The 19,076-nt window shown below is 68.3% G+C and carries 17 protein-coding genes and 1 pseudogene; 8 read left to right on the top strand and 10 right to left on the bottom strand.

Annotation, left to right across the window (positions count from 1 at the left end; genetic code table 11):
- Positions 1–27: 27 nt before the first annotated feature.
- From V4Y03_RS00845 to V4Y03_RS00825, 5 genes and pseudogenes are all read right to left on the bottom strand, one after another.
- Positions 28–702: an urease accessory protein UreF gene (locus V4Y03_RS00845; RefSeq protein ID WP_332433533.1), complete on the bottom strand. Its 675-nt coding sequence runs from the start codon at positions 700–702 to the stop codon at positions 28–30.
- Positions 703–820: 118 nt separating this feature from the next.
- Positions 821–2,857 (bottom strand): urease subunit alpha, encoded by a 2,037-nt coding sequence (ureC, locus tag V4Y03_RS00840; RefSeq protein ID WP_332433532.1) that lies wholly within the window; start codon positions 2,855–2,857, stop codon positions 821–823.
- Positions 2,854–3,249: an urease subunit beta gene (locus tag V4Y03_RS00835; protein WP_317877976.1), complete on the bottom strand. Its 396-nt coding sequence runs from the start codon at positions 3,247–3,249 to the stop codon at positions 2,854–2,856. The genes ureC and V4Y03_RS00835 overlap by 4 nt, the downstream gene beginning before the upstream one ends.
- Positions 3,250–3,411: 162 nt before the next feature.
- Positions 3,412–3,708, bottom strand: a pseudogene (locus tag V4Y03_RS00830) (urease subunit gamma); the annotation flags it as partial.
- A gap of 767 nt (positions 3,709–4,475) precedes the next feature.
- Positions 4,476–5,774 (bottom strand): chloride channel protein, encoded by a 1,299-nt coding sequence (locus V4Y03_RS00825; RefSeq protein WP_443079854.1) that lies wholly within the window; start codon positions 5,772–5,774, stop codon positions 4,476–4,478.
- Positions 5,775–6,062: 288 nt separating this feature from the next.
- Between V4Y03_RS00825 and V4Y03_RS00820 the strand changes: the two genes are divergently transcribed.
- Positions 6,063–6,419, top strand: a complete 357-nt coding sequence (locus V4Y03_RS00820; protein ID WP_332433530.1) for a hypothetical protein — start codon at positions 6,063–6,065, stop codon at positions 6,417–6,419.
- Positions 6,416–6,619 (top strand): hypothetical protein, encoded by a 204-nt coding sequence (locus V4Y03_RS00815; protein ID WP_332433529.1) that lies wholly within the window; start codon positions 6,416–6,418, stop codon positions 6,617–6,619. Before V4Y03_RS00820 ends, V4Y03_RS00815 begins: the two co-directional genes overlap by 4 nt.
- A 226-nt stretch (positions 6,620–6,845) precedes the next feature.
- Here V4Y03_RS00815 and V4Y03_RS00810 read toward each other — a convergent pair whose 3' ends face one another.
- Positions 6,846–7,292, bottom strand: coding sequence for a DUF6325 family protein (locus V4Y03_RS00810; RefSeq protein WP_332433528.1), 447 nt, complete (start codon positions 7,290–7,292; stop codon positions 6,846–6,848).
- Between the two features lie 930 nt (positions 7,293–8,222).
- Between V4Y03_RS00810 and V4Y03_RS00805 the strand changes: the two genes are divergently transcribed.
- Positions 8,223–8,552, top strand: a complete 330-nt coding sequence (locus V4Y03_RS00805; RefSeq protein WP_332433527.1) for a hypothetical protein — start codon at positions 8,223–8,225, stop codon at positions 8,550–8,552.
- Positions 8,553–8,992: 440 nt separating this feature from the next.
- Here the strand turns inward: V4Y03_RS00805 and V4Y03_RS00800 are convergent, their stop codons facing one another.
- A complete protein-coding gene (locus tag V4Y03_RS00800; RefSeq protein WP_443079703.1) occupies positions 8,993–9,190 on the bottom strand; it encodes a hypothetical protein in 198 nt (65 codons plus the stop codon).
- A gap of 573 nt (positions 9,191–9,763) precedes the next feature.
- Here V4Y03_RS00800 and V4Y03_RS00795 point away from each other — a divergent pair.
- The 3 genes from V4Y03_RS00795 to V4Y03_RS00785 all read left to right on the top strand — a co-directional run bounded on the left by V4Y03_RS00795 (position 9,764) and on the right by V4Y03_RS00785 (position 13,328).
- Positions 9,764–10,600: a sulfatase-like hydrolase/transferase gene (locus tag V4Y03_RS00795; protein WP_332433526.1), complete on the top strand. Its 837-nt coding sequence runs from the start codon at positions 9,764–9,766 to the stop codon at positions 10,598–10,600.
- Between the two features lie 14 nt (positions 10,601–10,614).
- Positions 10,615–11,745: a sulfatase-like hydrolase/transferase gene (locus V4Y03_RS00790; protein WP_332433525.1), complete on the top strand. Its 1,131-nt coding sequence runs from the start codon at positions 10,615–10,617 to the stop codon at positions 11,743–11,745.
- A 341-nt stretch (positions 11,746–12,086) separates the two neighbouring features.
- Complete coding sequence (locus V4Y03_RS00785) at positions 12,087–13,328, top strand: PP2C family protein-serine/threonine phosphatase (protein WP_332433524.1); 1,242 nt, start codon at positions 12,087–12,089, stop codon at positions 13,326–13,328.
- Between the two features lie 216 nt (positions 13,329–13,544).
- On the opposite strand, the gene V4Y03_RS00780 is transcribed toward V4Y03_RS00785, so the two are convergent.
- The 3 genes from V4Y03_RS00780 to V4Y03_RS00765 form a co-directional block, all read right to left on the bottom strand.
- On the bottom strand, positions 13,545–14,339 hold the full coding sequence (locus V4Y03_RS00780; protein WP_332433523.1) for an ATP-binding SpoIIE family protein phosphatase: 795 nt from the start codon (positions 14,337–14,339) through the stop codon (positions 13,545–13,547).
- A gap of 604 nt (positions 14,340–14,943) precedes the next feature.
- Positions 14,944–16,173 carry a chitosanase gene (locus V4Y03_RS33790; protein ID WP_443079702.1) on the bottom strand — a complete coding sequence of 410 codons (1,230 nt, stop codon included), beginning with the start codon at positions 16,171–16,173 and terminating at the stop codon, positions 14,944–14,946.
- Between the two features lie 809 nt (positions 16,174–16,982).
- Positions 16,983–17,390, bottom strand: a complete 408-nt coding sequence (locus tag V4Y03_RS00765) for a winged helix-turn-helix transcriptional regulator (protein ID WP_332433522.1) — start codon at positions 17,388–17,390, stop codon at positions 16,983–16,985.
- 139 nt (positions 17,391–17,529) lie between these two features.
- On the opposite strand from V4Y03_RS00765, the gene V4Y03_RS00760 reads away from it, so the two are divergent.
- Together V4Y03_RS00760 and V4Y03_RS00755 are read left to right on the top strand one after the other, a co-directional pair.
- Positions 17,530–18,060, top strand: a complete 531-nt coding sequence (locus V4Y03_RS00760) for an SRPBCC domain-containing protein (protein ID WP_332433521.1) — start codon at positions 17,530–17,532, stop codon at positions 18,058–18,060.
- 561 nt (positions 18,061–18,621) lie between these two features.
- Positions 18,622–19,068: an SRPBCC family protein gene (locus V4Y03_RS00755; RefSeq protein ID WP_317872851.1), complete on the top strand. Its 447-nt coding sequence runs from the start codon at positions 18,622–18,624 to the stop codon at positions 19,066–19,068.
- Positions 19,069–19,076 lie beyond the last annotated feature (8 nt).

Genomic DNA, 19,076 nt, shown 5'->3' with positions numbered 1-19,076 from the left:
AGAACTCCAGGTGGGCAGGGAAGGGTGTCAGGAGGCGAAGAGCCGGACGGTCCAGGCGGCGTGCTGTTCACCGGTGATGTCCAGCAGCGGAGAGGACGCCGACGGCAGGGCGTCGATGCCCTCGACCGTGGCGCGGTCCGCGGCCTGGGCGGCGGCTGTGGCGACGGCGTCGATGTCGGTGCTGAGGCGAGCCAACAGCCCCGAGGCGTCGAGTGGGTCGAGGCTGAGCAGGCGCACTGCCGCGGTGGCGGGGCTGCTGGCGTTCTCGTACGCGGCGGCATAGGCGGCGTCCAGCGGGGTGAGCCCGGCGGACCGGGCGGTGAGTCCCAGGACGATCGGCTGGTGGGCTCCCTGGGGACGTTCGGCGGCCAGCCGTTCCAGGTCTTCGGAGGGGAAGGTGGCACGGGCTGCGCGCATCATCTGCCGGCCGAGCCGGCGGGCGACGGCGCGCAGCGCGGGGGCGGGGGTGCGTGCGTCGGCGGCGTCGTCCAGCAGCAGCGGGTCGACTCCGGCGGCGGCCGCGGCGGCCAGGCCGGCCGTGGTCAGGCCGGTGGTGTGCAGACGGCCGCGGCAGAATGCCTGAAGGCTGTCGGTGTCGTGTACGGCGTGGTGGGCGATGGCGGCTTCGACGCCGCCGGAGTGGGCGTGCCCTCCGGCGGGGAAGCGGCCGTCGGCCAGCAGGAGCAGGGCTGCACGGCTCATCGGTGAGCGGCTGCCTTTCGCGAGGGTCGGAAGGTGTGCCGAGCGCGGGCGGGCAGGGCGGACCCGCCCGGGGCCCGGCCGCGACGCTGCTGCTTGGGCGGCCAGGCAGATGGCGCTTTTAGAAGAGGAAGTACCGCTGCGCCAGGGGCACTTCGTTGACGTATGAGCGCGGCACGGTCACGCCGTTGAGTTCGGTGCGGGTGTCGGTCGTGGTCGCGCCGCCGATGGTGACTTGGAAGCTGTTGTGGTCGACTTCGAGGCTGTCGGGCACGGTGTCGTTCAGCTTCATGTTGGCCTTCGTGACGTTCCGAGTGCTGGTGATGTCCAGGAAGTCCTTGTCGAGACCGAGACCGGGATGGCTGCTGGTGCCGTCTCCGTTGAGTTTGCCGGCCACGCCCGGAGCCGTGAAGTTCACCGAGTTGCGTCCCGGGGAGCGGCCGGTGGAGCCCCAGACCGGGCGCGGCTGGTAGGGCTGCGGCGTTGGGATCGACGCGTTGGCGTCGCCGACCTGCGCGTACGCGAGCTGACCGCCCTTGAGGAGCATGTGCGGTTTGACGCCGAAGAATTTCGGCTCCCACAGCACCAGGTCGGCGAGCTTCCCCGACTGAACGGAACCGACGTGGTGGTCGATGCCGTGCGTGATCGCCGGGTTGATCGTGTACTTGGCGACGTACCGACGCGCCCGGAAGTTGTCGTTCGGCCGCAGCTGCTGGTCATTGAACCCGTGGTCTGTGTCGTTGGAGATCGGGCGGACCTTCGCGGCGGTGAGGTCCTCCGGCAACGGCCCGTAGCGAACCTTCATGACGTGCGCGGTCTGCCAGGTACGCATGATCATCTCGCCGATGCGGCCCATCGCCTGTGCGTCGGAGGACATCATGGAGATGGCGCCCATGTCGTGGAGGAGGTCCTCCGCGGCCATGGTGGACGGCCGGATCCGGGAGTCGGCGAACGCCATGTCCGACGGCAGCTCCGGGTTGAGGTGATGGCACACGATCATCATGTCGACGTGCTCCTTGACGGTGTTGACCGTCAAAGGACGCGTCGGGTTGGTCGAGGCGGGCAGTACGTTCGGCTCCTTGACCAGCTCGATCATGTCCGGCGCGTGACCGCCGCCGGCGCCCTCGACATGGAAGATGTGGATGGAGCGTGCCTTCTTCTTGGTGAACTCGCCCCCGGCGTCCCTGCCGTCGCCGGTGAAGGCCGCCCGCGTGCTCTCCAGGAACCCCGACTCGTTCAGCGAGTCGGCGTGCAGAGCGAGCTGGACACCGCGCTCTTCGCAGACGTCCAGGGCCCGGTCGATCACCGCGGGCGTGGCGCCCCAGTCCTCGTGAATCTTGAAGCCGCAGACACCGGCGTCCACCTGCGCGTTGAGCTCGTGCTCGTTCATCGTGCTGCCCTTGCCGAGCAGGCCGATGTTGACCGGGAACGCATCCAGCGCCTCGAAGACCCGCCTGATGTGCCATGCGCCCGGGGTCACGGTGGTGGCGGTACTGCCCTCGGCCGGTCCCGTGCCGCCGCCGATCAGGGTGGTCACCCCCGAGGCCAGAGCCTCGTGGATCTCCTCGGGACAGATGAAGTGGACGTGCGTGTCCACGCCCCCCGCCGTGAGGATCCGCCCATTGCCGGAGACGACTTCGGTGCTCGGCCCGATGACGAAGTTTGTCGGCGTCACCGGCGGAGCTTCCTGCGTGGGTCCCCGATCCGGCATCTCGAAGCTCGTGATCTTGTCCATCGTCTCGGGGTTGTACGCCTTGCCGATGGCCGCGATCCTGCCGTCGCGGATGCCGATGTCGGCCTTGACCACGCCCCACCAGTCGAGAATCAACGCCCCCGTGATGACGGTGTCCACGGGCCTGTGGTCCGTGGCCTTGCCCTTGCCGTCCCTCCCGTCCCTGGCGAGGTGCGACATTCCCATCGACTCGCGGATCACCTTGCCGCCGCCGAAGATCATCTCATTGCCGCTGTACGAAGGGCCTCCGCTCCAGTCGGCCTCGATCTCCAGCGTGAGGTCGGTGTCGGCGAGCCGGATCCGGTCCCGCGTGGTCGGCCCGTACAGCGCGGTGTAGTCAGCCCGCGTCAGCTCATTGCTCGGCTTCGGCCGGCCCTTCACCAGCTTCGGCGCCTGGCCGGGGTCTTGTCCCTGCAGGTTGCTCATCGGACGATCCCTTCGCGCAGTCCCTGGATCTTGGTCAGGTCGCTGGTGTTGCTGCCGCCGGCCGTGACATCACCTTGGATCTGCACCAATTCCACACAGCACTCGTCGCCCGGTTCGAAGCGCAAGGCCATGCCGGCGGCGATGTTGAGTCGTCGGCCCTTCGCCGCATCGCAGTTCCACAGAGTGCGGTCATCCGGGACTGTCTGACCGGCAGGGACCTCGATGCTGACGACCTTGAGTCCCGGGTTGACCTCGGCGAAGTGATAGTGGGAGGCGACCTGAATGGGACGGTCCGACTCGTTCTTCACCTTGATCTTCGTCCTTCCCGGCCCCGGCAAGGAGGTGGCGTGCCTCTGCAGACTGACGCCTTGCTGGTCCCCGTCGAGGTGCATGTTGAAGTAGATCGCGTCGTACCGGGAGGCTCCGTCGTCCTCGTCACAGCACACATCCGAGGTGCCGCTGTCGTCGCAGTCGACCGGGGAGGCCGGCTTGCGGGGCGGCTGCGGGTGCTCGACCTTGCCCGGGTAGACCTCGGGCTCCTCTGTGGCCTCCGGGATGGGGTCGTGGATGGTGACCAGCTTGGTGCCGTCCGGGAAGGTGGCCTCCACCTGGATGTTCTTGATCATCTCCGGCACGCCGTCCATCACCTCATCGCGGGTGAACAACTGCCGGCCCGAGTCCATGATGTCGCTGACCGTCCTTCCGTCGCGCGCCGCCTCGAAGACGTGCACCGTCAGCAGGGCCATCACTTCCGGGTAGTTCAGGCGCAGCCCGCGCTCGCGGCGCGCTTGTGCAACGTTGGCTGCGACATGGATCAGCAGGCGCTCCCGCTCATGCGGAGTCAAATGCACGATGAGCCATTTCTCTGGGTCGGACAGTGCATGCGGCCAGGCGCACCGGAGATCACGAACGCGTTCCCCCAGGATGCAACCGGGCGCCCTTCGATCATCAGCGGGCAAGATCAGCGAAAGCGGCCAAACGGCATATAAACCACACCACCTGATGAATCCGCGAGATCCGGCACTCGACGCGCTGCTCAATGAGTTGGACGAGGAGCGGTCACTAGCAGAAGCGGAGGCCAGAGGTCCCAAGCCGACTCGAAAATCACGGCGCTTGGCCTCGACGACGGCCTTGAGCTCGGCAACGAGTCCATCGGCATCCTCGCCCGCGTCCAATCGATCCGGGCCGAGGGCTGCGTCCGCGAGTTCAATGCCGCCCTCGCCCTCTGGCGGCGCGAGCCCGCCGTCCGCGAGTGCGTCCACCGGACCCGCAAGGGCTCGGCGTCGCCGCGTGACGGCCTGCTTTCTCCCATCGCCGGACGGGCGGTATGGGATGACGTTGCCGGGGGCGGGTCGGTCCTGGCTGTCGGGTCTCCGGAGGATGAGGACGGCCGCCGCGAGGGCCATCTGCTCCGTTCGATACCGGGACTCGGCCTCGGCAGCCCGCAAGTCCTTGAGATCTTCCTTCAGGCGGACAACCTCTTTGCGAAGCCGCCTTTCGACTTCCGGCGTCTGGTGCGTTGGTGCCAGGAAGTCACGTCGAGTACGCGCTGTGGATTTGCCTCAATCCCCCGGGAAGTCCTGTGCGCGCACGGCTCCTCGGCATGTCTGACGGTACGTCACCGTGTCGTATTTCCTTCGCGTGCGGGAGCCTGTGCCTCGGTCGGTGGCGGGTTGAGTCGTTTTGACACGACATAGGCGACGACGACGGTGACGATGACGAGCGGCATGACGGTGAGGCCCTGCGATCCCAGCAGCAGGGTGGCCAACAGCACCGAGGTCAGCGGGAGCCCGAGCATGGTGACCGACATGGCGCCGATCCCCATCGCGAACGCGGGCGTGAGCTCCAGCCCCGGAAGGTGGGACAGCGCGATCCCGCCCGTCGCCCCCAGGAACATCGCCGGGAAGATCGGGCCTCCCCTGAACGCGCTCAGCGAGGCGCCGTATGCCAGCCCCTTGCACGCGACAAGCAGGGTCAACGTACCGACGGAGTATTCGGCGCTGTTCACGAGCAGCGAGCCCAGGGCGGCCTGACCCGAGTACAGCACCTCGGTCGCGGCTTTCCCCGTGCCTTCGGCGAAGGCGATGGCGAGCCCTGCGACCACCAGGCCCATCAGGACGGTGGCGGGTACCCTGCGCCGCTCGACATGGGGCTGCGCCAGGAGGGCGAGCCGCCGGATGCCCGTGCCGACGAGGGCCGCCACCAGTCCGATGACGAGTGCCCAGCCGAACTCGGCGACATCGGGCGTGTCGGCGTGCGGGACCTCCGGAAGCGCCAAGGAGTACGTGCCGAGACCGGTCCAGCTGTCCAGGCCGACGAAGACGAGCGAGCCGATACCGGCGGCGAGCAGGCCCGGTACCAGTACGACCCCGAGCATCGGCCCGCCGATTCCCGAGGCCTCCATGAGGAGGAACGCCCCGGTGAGGGGTGACCCGAGCAGGGTGCTGACCGCGGCGAAGCTTCCAGCGGCGCCGACCACGGCCCCGGCCCGCTCTGGCAGGTCCGGTTTGAGCAGGCGTACGAGCCAGATGGCCGTGCCGCTGCCGAGGGCGATGAGCGGTGCCTCGGGACCGAGGACGGCACCGAGGGCCAGCGTGGCCACGGCGGCGACGAAGATGCCTGGCAGGTCGCGCGGCTTCGGCGCGCCGGTCGTCGACAGCCCCTCGGCGGGTTTGTGGCCGCCGGTTCCCGGAAGGAATCGGATGGTCGCTCCGACCAGGAGGCCTGCGACACCCAGCAGCGGCAGGGGCCACCAGGGAGGGGTTGCCCGGAAGCCCAGCGCCTTGGGCAGGTCGGTGTAGGTCCACGGCTGGAGCTCGTTGACCAGAGCGAGGAAGCCGTACGCGGCTGCGGAGATCGGCACTCCGAGCGCCGCCGCCATGACGAGAAGCCCGACGTATCCGCGGGTCCTGACCAGGGCGAAGGGATCCGGCGGCGGCTTGCCCGGTGCTCCGGCGGGACTGTCGGCCGACACGCGCATCAGCTCCTTGGCTCGACATTCGTCGGGATCGCGGCGATTCACCGGCGTCTTCCTGACGTGGTACCACGTGGCGGGCGCTACACCGGGCGGGCTCACCGCCTTTGTGCGGCGATGGAGTGACTGTCATTCAGGCTGGCCGAGATCCTCGTCGGGCGGCTCACCCGATGGGGCCTGTGCCTGAGTTCTGTCCGGCCGACCGGTCCGTCCGCTTGTGGTGGCGCTCTCGTGACCAGTCTCCGGTACCAGAGCAACAGCGTATGGGGCTACGACACCAGCGGCCGGATCGCCGAACACCCCATCCAGAAACTGCCGGGACTGCGCTCCGGGCACGCCCTGTTGTGGGACGAGTCCGAGCGCATGCTGTGGGCTGCGGGGGCCGACGTGTGGCCGGAAACCTTAGGGAAGGTCCACGGGCGGGTGGGCTTGCAGTACCAGGACGATGCCGCTGAGCCGCTGTCCTACAGCAAGGACCGCGACTACACGATGCGGGAGTCGTGGCAGCTGAAGGCTGAGTACCCGATGTGGAAGGAAGGCCTCCACGACCTCACCCCGTGCCGGGGGAACGCAAGCTGCTCATCGTGACCGACCTCGACGCCTACGAGTTCGACCTGGGCACGCGAGAGTTCAGTACGACGTACGTCGCCGACGCGTACTTCAAGGGGTTCGCCACCTCGCCGGACCGCCAGGAGGCCGGCATCCCTCGCTCCGGATTCAAGAGCCTGTCCGTGTCCCCCACGGGCGAGGAGTCCACCGGCTGGAACCTGGTGTGCCTGTTGCGTTGAGTGGGCGTTCGCCGGGGTTGCGACCGCGTCCACAGGCTCGGATCAGCGCCGGTCCCTGCGGTCGTCCCGGCGGTCTTCACGGTCATCGCGGCGGTCCTCGCGGCGGTCACTGCGGCGACCGACCCCGTGGGCGACGACAGCTGCGGTGCCCACGACAGCCGCTGTGCGAACGACGGGGCGGTCGATGACCCCGCGTCGTCCTCTGCGCATGGGTCCGAGAGGCATCTCATTCTCCTTCTTCGTCGGCTTCGATCGAGGCCAGGATGGCCTGGATCGGAATGCGTCCGTTAGCGATGAGCTGGCCTCCCGCGCGGCGGGCGGCGGAGGCAAAGGGCCCCGCCCACACGTTCTCCCAGACCAGCACTCCGGCTGTCGTGCCGGGCTCCATGGCTGTGGCCAGGTTGACCACGTCCTCTTCCGCGAGCAGGCCGGCCAGCTGCGCCTCCGCGGCGCGCAGTTCGCCGACGCCGTCTGGGGTATCGACCTCCATCACGTCGATCTCGCCGTCTGCCCCCTTTGTCAGGATGATCAGGTCCAGGACCCGGATGGTCCCCGAGGTGACCAGCTTGTCGAGCTCTTCAGCCATCTCGCCGGTGAAGTGTGAGGTGGCCGGCGGGAACTCGACAACGACGTAGTCGACCGGTCCCAGTTCGTCGCTGTCTGGTGACGTCATGTATGCGTTCCGTTCTCTCGATGAGCATCCGTTCGAGGTCGAGGGCCCTATGGGAGCCGGCAGCTCTGAGACCTCACGTTCGGACGTGCCAGTGTCTCTGCCCGGCCCATCACTGAGGGCTCACATTGTTGAAGATGTCGACAGTGATGAGCACGGTGGCACCGAAGCGGTGGAAGGGCCGGCGCAGAAGGCCGGCGATCACGGCAGCCCTGCGGGCGCAATCCCGCGCCACCGGTACAACGCGCAATTGGCGAGGCGATGAGGATGCCCAGAGGGAGGTGGTTCTGCCTGCCTATCATTGAGGTGCGAGTGAGGTGCATCCTGCGGATCTCGGACATGAGCCGTGGCTTCTTTCCAGGTCACCCCGGTTGGGCCGCGCTTTGCCCTGTTCCGATTGTGCGTGGCGGCGCGCTCGGGCGCCTTACCAGTCCTCGGTGAGGCTCGGTGGCAAGCCGGCGACCACTTCCCCTTCGACCCAGGTCAGGCGCCGGTCGAGTACAGGTCGTGCCTGGTTCCTCAGGTCCTGGCGCAGTTTCCGGAGCCGAGTAGAACCATGGGGGAGCCGAGAGCGGAGCCGATGACGTCGTCGACGCCTGTGTGAAGGAAGTCCTCTCAGCCCGGCAGCTGTCCCACCACACGCAGTTCCGGCGCCGTCGTTCACGGCGGGGGACTGCGCGCGCAGGGCGATGTCGGCCAGGCGCCGGAGGGCGAGACTGCGTCACGCCTGTTGGTCCGATCAGGAGTCGAGAGGGACGACGCCAGTGCCCTCCTGCGCTCGGCGACGGTGGTGCGGTCGGTTGGGAGAGGTGGCGTAGAGGGTGAGGATCTCGATGACGACCGCAGGAGCGAGATCCAGGGCTGGCGCAGCCATCACCCGGTGCCACGATGGAGGAATGAGGCCTTGTCGCCGGGCGCTTCAGGGAGGCAATCATGAGCCGCGAGTATCACTTTCATTGCGAGCACGCCGGCTGCTCGGTCACCGTGGGCCTGAGGATGGGCGGGACGCGGGAGCTGGAGCTCCTCGTGGACGGGAAGCAGGTCGCTGCCACCCGCGTCCATGGCCACCACGCCCAGACGACGGTGATGACCACGTTCCTGCCCACCGACCCGCCTCGCGGCATCGAGGTCGAGGTGACGCTCCCGGGCGCTCTCGGTGGCGATCCGGCAAGCACCCTGCTGGCGGGTGGCGAACGTAAGCCCATGCCCGCCCGGGACGTGCCCCGGCGGGCGCGGCTGACGGAGGCCGACTGGTACGCCTGACCGTGTCGGGGCGCCCGACACGGCGAGTCTGTCAAGGTCTCCGCTGCCGGAGACGTCTGTGGCGGGGCGACCAGGGGGCGGACCGCCACGGAGCGTGTACCGGTGATACCCCTGTGCAGCGCCCGCGGGCAGGTGTCATGCAGCCGGATCCCCTGGACTCGGCTTCCACGCGGGTGGCACGCTGAACCACCCCGGCGTGTCCGTGGACTCAGTCTGTTGGCTGGTTGGCCCGGCCTGGGGCGTGGCGGTGATCGTGGTGGGCCTGTTCGGCTCGGCTGGGGTGGAGTCGCCGCGGGCAACCCTGCGAGTCGGGATCTTCGCGCGGGAGGTGCCGGCGGATCGGCCGCACGATCGTCGATGTCCTGGAGCAGTACCCGACGAGCGCTTCCTGGTTCACGGGCGCCCGACTGACTGTCAGGCTCTTTCCAGGCAGATCTCGTTCATGCGGCTTCCGCGACGAGCCGACCGGAGCCGACCGCCTCGACCAGGGCCTCGTTTGGCTGTGGCTCGTTCTGGTCCGCGTAGTTCTCCGCGAGGTCGGTCAACGCCTGGTCGAAGGAGTTGCCGGCGCCCAGGTAGGCCGCGACGGCGATCCGGTCAACCGACGGGCGTGCGCTCGGGCCAGGGAGAAGCCGCACAGCTCGCCGAGAATCCGCATGTCTTCCGGCACCATCACCGCCGGGGCGATGCTGCCCTTCCAGTGCACGAACCTGCTCGACCGTTGGTCACTGCCCAAAACCCCGGGGTGTTCGGGACGGAGGGCGGTCGGGTCTCCGTCCGCTACGTCCACGTGACCTCGGCCTCGGCTTGGCGTCCCGGCGAAAGATGGCGCCGGCCTGCTGATTCCGGATCGCCAAGGGGACGCCACCCGCACGGGCCGCCGTCACACCCTCCGGACCGTGTTGGAGGACCTCCGCACGGAAGAGTTCCCCATGGGTGGGCGTGTGGCCCATCCTCAGCCACCGGGGCCTGCCGCAGCGCGGTCAGCGGCATGCGATCAACGACAGGGCGCGCGATCATGTGACTGTGGGACTCGGCACGCGGCTGGCGTCCCTCGGGGTGGCGGTCTGGGCCCGAGGGGCCTGGGCGCGGGGTGTACCAGTGCCCCCTCGGCGGTGTTGCGTGTGTGTTCCGACATGTGCGCCACACGCACAGTAGGGGCAGGGGAAAGCGTGGCCCTACCGGAGCGACCTGGACGGAAGGCACGCCCCATGTCCGAGATCCATCGCCAGATTCTGCCGATCCCTGACGTGACTCGCCCGGGGCCGATCACGTACGACGCCAAGGACCCGGACACGTCGTTCGCGCCCATCCGGCCGTTGCTGCCTCCGGACGGCGCGCCGAACATCATGCTCGATGATGTCGGCTACGGGGCACCCAGTGTCTTCGGCGGGCCCTGCCGGACCCCGGCCTTCGAGCGCCTGGCCGAGGGCGGCCTGCGCTTCACCCGCTTTCACACCACCGCGCTGTGCTCGCCGACCCGCCAGGCACTCCTGACCGGACGGAACCACCACTCCGTGGGCATGGGTGGCATCACCGAGATCGCCACCTCGGCCCCCGGGTACAACTCGATCAGACCCAACACGAAGGCGCCGGTCGCCGAGATCCTCAGGCTCAACGGCTACTCCACGGCGCAGTTCGGCAAGTGCCACGAGGTGCCGGTATGGCAGACCAGCCCGGCCGGTCCCTTCGACGCATGGCCGACCGGCGGCGGCGGATTCGAGCACTTCTACGGATTCGTCGGCGGCGAGACCAACCAGTACGACCCGGCACTGTACGACGGGACGAGCCCGATCGATCCGCCGAAGACCCCCGAGGAGGGTTACCACCTCACCGAGGACCTCGCCGACCAGGCCGTCGCCTGGGTGCGCCAGCAGAAGACACTCATGCCCGACAGGCCGTTCTTCTGCTACTTCGTGCCCGGCGCCACACACGCACCGCACCATGTGCCCGTGGAGTGGTCCGACCGCTACCGGGGCCGCTTCGACCAGGGCTGGGACGCGATCCGTGAGGAGACCTCGCAAGACAGAAGGAACTCGGAGTCGTAGCACAAGACGCCGAGTTGACTACGCGTCATGCGGAGATCCCCGCCTGGGACGAGATCGAGCCCGCGCTGAAGCCCGTGCTCGCCCGGCAGATGGAGGTCTACGCCGGCATGCTCGAGCACACCGACCATCACCTCGGCCGGCTGCTGGCGGCGCTGGAGGAGCTGGGCATCCTCGAAGAGACCCTTGTGTACGTGATCACCGGGGACAACGGCGCCTCCGCCGAGGGCGGTCTGCACGGCAGCTTCAACGAGCTGCTCACTTTCAACGGCATGGCCTCGATCGAGACACCGGAGTTCATGGCCTCCCGCATCGACAAGTTCGGCACTCCGGAGGCGTTCAACCACTATGCGGTCGGCTGGGCGCACGCCATGGACACCCCGTACCAGTGGACCAAGCAGGTCGCCTCGCACTGGGGTGGCACCCGCAACGGCACCATCGTCCACTGGCCGAGCCGGATCCGGTCCGCCGGGGAGGTCCGAAGCCAGTTCTGCCATGTCATCGACGTAGGCCCGACGATCCTCGAAGCTGCCGGAATTCCCGAGCCGACCATGGTCAACGGCGTACAGCAGTCGCCGATGGAGGGCACCTCGATGCTCTACACCTTCGACGGCGCCGACGCCCCCGAGCGCCACGACCAGCAGTACTTCGAGATGCTCGGCAACCGCGGCATCTACCACAAGGGCTGGTCCGCCGTGACCAAGCACCGCACACCGTGGGTGATCGGCGGGCAGACGGTGGCCTTCGATGACGATGTGTGGGAGCTGTACGACGGCTCCACCGACCCGACCCAGGCCCACGACCTGGCCGCTGAAATGCCGGACAAATTGCATGAGTTGCAGCGGCTCTGGCTGATCGAGGCCACCCGCTACAACGTGCTGCCCCTGGACGACCGTACGGCCGAGCGGTTCAACGCCGAGATCGCCGGAAGGCCCGAACTCATCACGACCGACACCCAGTTGCTGTACGGCGGCATCGTCCGAGTCCATTTGCTCGTCTTCGCTGCCCTCGATGAACCACAGGGCACCGCCCAAAGCCTCGGCCAGGGCGCGGGTCAGAGGCGGATACACGGGCATCCCAGCAGGCCAACGGTAGAGTCCGGCCTTACCACCACACCCCACCGACATCACTCCCGTGAGCCTTCGTAGAAAGTGGACCAGAACCTGAGCACGGTCCTGGCTCAACTTCTGTGGTCGGTCACGCCGGGTTGGCCAGTTGTGGGAGGAGGACTTGCTTGAGCAGGCGCGCATGTATGCCGGCTGTTCTGACTGGGTGTGACATGCCGCCCATGGCGTAATCGGGCGTTGGGCCGGTTGGCGGTGTCAGGCTGTGCGGGTTGACCACTGCCGGTGTCGGGAGCCTTGCGGATGGGGCGAGCGAACGATATATCGAGCGGATCGTCATCCCGGGTGCTGCGCTTCGTACCGGGTCCACACAACCGACCGTCCACTGAATTCCCATGCAGCGGTATGAAGGGACGCAAGCAGCGATGTCCGAAGGCGGGCGAAAGCCGGGCAGGTTCGGGGTGGACCGGTCGGAGGGGTTTGGTGAGCGGTTGCTGGGTCTGCTGCTGGACCGGTCTCACGAGATGCCGCCGCAGTTGATCGCCCCGCTCGTCGCGGAAGAAGTGGCCAGGGTCGGCGGCCGGGACGTCTCGATCCTCTTGCAGGACTACGAACAGATGCTGCTGGTGCCGCTGCCGGGCCGGGGGTTGATGATCGGGGAGCCCGAACCGGTCGAGGGGTCGCCCGCCGGGGAGGCGTTCCTGAGCCGCAGCACGGTAGAGGTCCCGCAGGACGGCACCGTGCGGATGTACCTGCCGCTGCTGGACGGCAGTGACCAGGTCGGGGCGATGGCCGTCACGCTGGACAGCGTCGATGACGACGACCGGCGGTTGCTGCGCAGACTCGCCGGGCTGGTAGCGGACATGATCGTGACCAAGGACGCCTACACCGACCTGTTCTTCCGGGCCCGACGCCGTGCCCCCATGAGCGTGGCCGCGGAGATCCAGTGGTCGTTGCTGCCTCCGCTGTCGATGACCGTTCCGCAGGTCGAGGTGGCCGGAATCCTGGAGCCCGCGTACACCGTGGCCGGCGACAGCTTCGACTACGCCCTCAACGGCGACATCCTTCATGTGGCCGTGATCGACGCGATGGGCCACGGCCTGGACGCGGCGACCATGGCGACGGTGGCCATCGGCGCCTACCGCCACACGCGACGGGCCGACACCGGTCTGTCCCAGGTGTACGCGTTCATGGACAGGGCCATCAACGAGCAGTTCGGCCACGATCACTTCGTCACCGCGCAGATGATGTGCCTGAACGTCGCCACGGGCCTGCTGCAGTGGGTCAATGCCGGCCACCCGGCACCGCTGCTGATCCGCGGCCGCGCCGTGGTGGACCGGCTGGAGAGCCCGACCACCTTGCCGGTCGGCTTCGGCGGTGAGGAGCCGGTGGTCAGCGAACGGACGCTGCGGCCCGGGGACCGGCTGCTGTGTTTCACCGACGGCCTGATCGAAGAGCATCAAGCCGGTGGGGAACAGTTCGGTGAGGAGCAACTCATCGAGTGCACCAACCGAGTCGTCCGTGACCACACGGCGGTGCGGTCGGTGGTGCGCGCGCTCTCCCACACCTTGAAGCAGGAACGAGGCGGCGTCACCAGCGACGACGCGACCATCTTCCTCATCGAGTGGCGCGGCGGCGACGCCGACCATCTCGCCACCCTCGATTGAGCCGACAGCGACCGCCGCTACGGAGCTGAAGGCTTCACGCCCCACCCGCCGTTCGCCAAGGGCCCCGGAGGACAAAGGCAGCCGTCCCCGCAGGATGTCGGCGGGCTTCACCGCCCTGCTCCGCCCAGGCCGACGCCGAAGGCGACCTCGCTCCCACGCCCATGAGCCGCGCGGTCCTGACCTGCCCCTTCCCGGACACCCGGGGCCCAGCCAGTCTCATCCAGCGAGTGCCTGTTCGGTCCAGATCGTCTTGCCGCGCTCCGTGTAGCGGCTGCCCCAGCGGGTGGTCAACTGGGCGACGAGGAAGAGACCTCGCCCCCCTTCGTCGGTGGTGAGTGCGCGGCGCAGTCGCGGCTGTGTGCTGCTCGGGTCTGATACCTCGCAGTCGAGCACGCGGTCGCGGATCAGCCGCAGGGTCACGGGGCCTCCGGCATGGCGAATGGCGTTGGTGACGAGTTCGCTCACGATGAGCTCGGTGCTGAACTCGTCCAGACCCCATGCCTCCAGCTGGGCGTTCACATGGGCGCGCGCGTCCTGCACCGCGGCGGGGTCCGCCGGGTACTCCCAGGTCGCGGTGGACTCCTCGGCCACCGCGTGGGTGCGGGCGAGCAGGAGTGTGATGTCGTCGGTCGGGTGCTCCGCGTGCGGAGTCTGTGCGTTCAGCGCGCTTCCCAGTGTCTCCAGGGGGCCTTCGACGGGGGAGAGTTCGGCCAGGAGAGCCTTCAGATGGTCTGACCCGCCTACGATGTCCCGCCCGAGCAGGCCGTCCGTGTATAGCGCAAGAGTGCTGCCTGGCGGCAACGTCAGACTCATGACCTCGAAGGGATTGTCACCGACCCCGAGCAGAGGTCCTGGCGTGACGGGGATGAAGCCGACCTCTCCCTCGGGGGACACCACGGCGGGCGGTGGGTGGCCGGCGGAGGCCATGTGGCACGTACGGCTGACCGGGTCGTAGACGGCGAACAGGCAGGAGCCGCCCACACTGTCGGGCTCGGTCGCCTCCCATTGCATCCGCCGCACCAGATCGCTGGAGGACCACGGCTGTCTGATGCTCGTGGGCGAAGCGGGAGGCGTTGCCGAGCGCAGTTGAGGTGCGGGCGCACAGATCGTGCATCAGCTTGACGTCGGTCTCATCGAAGGGCGCGGCGGGTTTGGGCGCGGTACACCGCGGCGTACCCGAAGAACCGGCCGCCTCGGTAGAGCGGGCAGCCGAGGGAGCTGTGCGTGCCTTCCGGAAGGAGCCTGCGGATCAGCTCCGGATCGAGCCCCAGGATCCGTCGGCTGAGCTCTGCGCCGGCCACGAGCACCCCCGCCGACGTGCTGGGCGGCGGTCTCCGGGGTCTCCTCGACGTGGGGGATGGACTCCCCCACTTGGATCAGCTGAGACGGCCAGTCGCCGTTCGCGGCCCCCACAGCCACGCGGCGCGGATTGGACGCCTCCTGACCCTGGTACCCGGGCACTGGAGCGCGGTGCGCCGTCCGGCGGCCGCCGCGGCGGCGTGCCTGCCGCAGGTCCCCGGTGTGCCGGGTTGTGCGGGCCGGGCCGCCGGGCGGCCGTGAGCGCCCCGGGGGTGGCGGAGGGTGCCCCGGGCGGACAAGCAGTGGCGCGTCGCCGTCATGCGGTGATGGAGAAGGACTCCCCGTAGACGCTCCAGTACAGCGGGGTGTTGAGGGAGATGTTGCCCTCGTTGAGGAACCTGCGCTGCGCGGTGCTGACCCGTGTGGTGTCGCTGTGCGCCTCCTCCTTGCGCATCTCCGCCTCGCGCTCGTCGAGGAAGGCGTTCAGGAACGTGACCTCGTTGCCGCCCTGGGACGGCAGCTTTGCCCGGGAGACGGCTCGCGAGCGGATGGCGCGGAAGCCGTCCTCGCCGTGCATGACAGCGGCGTCGTAGTAGGCGAACTGGCCGAGCGTCTTCAGGCCGTCCGTCTTGGCCTGGCCGACGGCCGGATTGAAGTAGACACGGTCGCGCTCCTCCTCCTGGGTCTGGCGGAAGACGGCGTCCTGGGCGGCGGTGCGCCATGCGTTCTCGAACGACGTGCCCAACCCATCGTGCGAATCAGTGCCGTTGACCTTGCGCAGCGCCGGCAGATAGGGGGCCAGCGGGTTGCTGGGCTTCTTCTGGGTGTAGCGCTCGACGAGGTCGAGCATGTCGCCGGTGCCGGAGCAGAAGCCGATGATGCCCGCGGTGTAGCCACGGCCGTCATCGATGTCCTCGATATAGGCGAACTGCGCACGCCAGTCCAGGGAGGAGTTCTCGAAGGAGGACACCAGCTTCATGGCGATCTCCTTCTTGGATGGGTCGTCCAGGGGCACTGTGGTGGACGGCGAGGACGTGGTGGGGCTGGGACTCGTGGTCGAACCGCCATAGACCCCGATCTCGTAGAGGGAGTAGCCGTACGCGGTGCCGCGCTGTGTGCCGTAGACGCGCAGGTAGCGTCCGGAGCCGCTGACGGCGAAGTCGTCGGTGGCGCCGTCGCCGGTGGTGGTGCTGTAGACCTGTCGCCAGGTGGAGCCGTCGTCGGACAACTCGACACGGTAGGACTTCGCGTACGCCGCCTCCCACTTGAGCGTGACTCGGCCGACGTCGGTCACCGAACCCAGGTCGATCCGGATCCACTGGTTGTCTACGCCCTCGACGCTCGCCCAACGCGTGGAGGTGGAGCCGTCGACGGCCTTGGCGGGCTCGAGACCGGTGCCCTCCATGGAGGAGGCCGTGACGGTCTTGCCGAGGGCGAGGTTCGGTCCGGCGGCGGACGCGGGTGTGAGCCCGATGAAGCCGGCAGCCAGACCGCCGGCGAGGGTGGTCGCGGCGATCGCCTGCCAGAGCAAGGTATTTCTTCGCATGACTGTGCCCTTTCTGTTCAGGGAGCAGGCCTGGAGGGAGGTGCAGAGGGGGCAACGGTGCGGCGGGGCCCCAGCGTGATGTTGTACACGGGCGGCCCCTTGACTGAGGTATTAGGAAAGGTTCCTAACAGACCAGCTGGTATGACAGTAGGACTGTCGTCACGCAGGGCGCAAGGCCCCTACGGGAAAAGGAAGTTGATGCAGCGGTGCAGGGAGGTCCGGCCCTGCGGAAGTCGCATGTCCAGCTGCATTTGGGCTGCCGCTCACGCTCATCCCGGCCCGGAGTTGCACTGACTTCCGCGAAGGGCCTGACCGGTGCCGCCTGTGGTCGGCATGGCGCCGCGCCCGGCGGCCTCAGATACCGACGGCGATGCCGGCGGCCCTTCAGTGAGCGCTCATCGTCCACGAGACGACGCCGGACATGCCTCGGCCGTGCCCCAGTCGCTCGACGCCGTACTCGCGGGCGAGGCGGTCGCGGAAGCCTTCGGCGCGATGGCTACGAGGCAGATCGCTCGCGGCCGAGCACGGCCGCCTCGGGCCGCCTTTCGGCTGGAGGCCACCGACGCGGGCGCGTGGCGGATCTACGACCCCGGCGCTCCCGTAGCCGTACCGACCGCCCCCGTAGAACGCTTGCCGCTTCCGCTGTGGGGCGGGCGCCACTCGACGGGGGAGCACGGTCCTGGCGTGGTGACGAGCAAGCCGGCCTTCGGTTCCTCAAGGGCCCGTTGCCCCCTGATCTCGACGGAGGCCTGTGCGGTGCGGGCCTTGGTGGGGTGGCTGAGCAACGGGGCGCCCGCCGGCCCGCCGCTTCACCGTGCCGCGGAATCGCCCAGGTCGAACACGTCGCGGTTCCGGACGATCTCGGCCTGGTGGTCCTGCACCCAGTGCACGACGTGTGTGATGGCGTCGCTCAGTGACCGGCCCAAGGGCGTGAGCTCGTACTCGACCCGAGGCGGTACTTCGGCGTAGGCCGTCCGCAGCACCAGGCCGTCACGGGTCAGCAGTCGCAGCGTCTGGCTCAGCATGCGCTGGGACACCCCGGCGATCCGACCGTGGAGCGTCGTGAAGCGCAGCGGCCCGTCGGCGAGGTTGGTGATGACCAGGACGGTCCACTTGTCCCCGACACGGGCAAGCACATCACGTACGAGCTCGATGGTCGACACGCACTCGGGGCTCAGGCCCGCGGCCTCCGCTTGCGCACCTGGCGTGGATCCCATGGGTCCGTTCCCTTCGAGTGCGTAGCTGACTTCGAAGTGCGTGAGGGCGAGGTCTTGATCGCAGTGCCCGCGCCCCCGTTACATACGGATAGTAACCAAGGACATTCCCCTGTCCCGCCTCCATGTCTGTGAGGGAAACATGACCCTTGAACCCGTTGCACCGGCTTCGACCGTTGACGGGACCGTCGATGGCGCGATCCCGAAGGTACGGCACGACACCTTCACAGTGGAGCGGCACCTGGCCGCAGCCCCCGGTACGGTTTTCGGGGCTTTCGCCGACACTCCGGCGCGGCACCGATGGTTCGCGTTGCCAGGCCGCCAGGTTTCCTACGACCACGACTTCACAGTGAACGGAGGTGAGACCGCGTCGAGTGTCTTCACGATCGCGGGCTCCGAGCCGGAACGACTCGCATACGCTTCCCGGTACCTCGACATCGTGCCGGCCTGGAGAATCGTCTACACGTACACGTCCCGCGTGGACGACATCGTGCGGTGGGCCTCGCTGGTGACTGTCGAACTGCAACCGGTGGACGGCGGCACCCACCTACGTTGGACCGAGCAAGCGGCCTTTCTGGCCTCGTCCGCACGGCCGGAGCACGACCTCCCCCACCTGCGCGGCGCCACCCGCCTGCGGTTGAACGGTCTGCCAGCAGCGTTGCAGCCGACGTGACACCGACCGCTTCGGGAGTCCTGTCGGCCGGCGTCAGGCAGCGAAGCGCCGCGGCCTGCCGATCACGTGCCTTCGGTCTCCTTCAATCGATTCGGCGTCCCACCCCGACCGTGAACGCCGCGGCTCCGGCACCTACAGGCCCCACCGCTTCGAGGGAGGAGAGGGAGAGGAGGCGTTCACGGGCCTGCGCCCGGCACTCCACGTGGCGCCGCGCCCGCCGACGGCGTACCTTGCTGCGATACCCGGCCTCCGACGGCGACCGCGTGCTGTCAGGCCTCCATCGACTCCGCCCCGCTCCACGCCTGGTCTCGTCGGGGTCACCCGGAGGACTGCGTACGGCCGTGCCGGCTTTGCTGCGTCACATCGTCGGCTGTGGAGCCTGGTGGGTGGCGGCCCACGACGCGAGCGGTCGCAGGCCGTCGTGGCTGGGGCGAGGAACAGCTGCGCCATGGTTTAGCCGACGTGCGATGGTGTCGAGGAGGGAGACTTGGGGCTGGTGGAATGCCCTCAGGGGTTAAGAGCTCGTAACACGATGGTGAGACGCGGTCTACCCTTGCTGGGGTGACGTCCCTCGCTGTTACTGCTTCTTCGCACTCATCGGCGTCTGCCGCCATCGTCTACGCGGCGCTCCTGGATGCAGAATCCTGGCCGTTGTGGTCCCCCTACGCTGACGTCGAGTGGGATGTGCCTGCGGGAGTCGACCGACCGGCACGCGTGGGTGACCTGCGCACCATCCGTTCCCGCACTGGACGTACGTGCTGCTGCGAGCGCGTCGTCGAGATGGTTCCCGACCAGCGGTTCAGCTACGAACAAGCCGCAGGGCTGTTCACATCTCATCGAGGCTCTGTGGACCTGGCCCGAGCCCCCCATGGCGGCATCAACATCACCTGGTCAGCGACCTACCGACACACCCTTCCTCTCTTGGACATGCTCAGGAGACGGCGTCTGCAGGTTTGGGTCCACGATCTCGCGTCATACGCCAACTCAATGGTGAGTCGTAACTCCTAGAATTGCAG

Origin of the sequence: Streptomyces sp. P9-A4 (assembly GCF_036634195.1) — a bacterium.
Taxonomy (GTDB): domain Bacteria; phylum Actinomycetota; class Actinomycetes; order Streptomycetales; family Streptomycetaceae; genus Streptomyces.
Note: the sequence above shows the minus strand (reverse complement) of the source record. Positions and strands in the feature narration are given on the sequence as shown.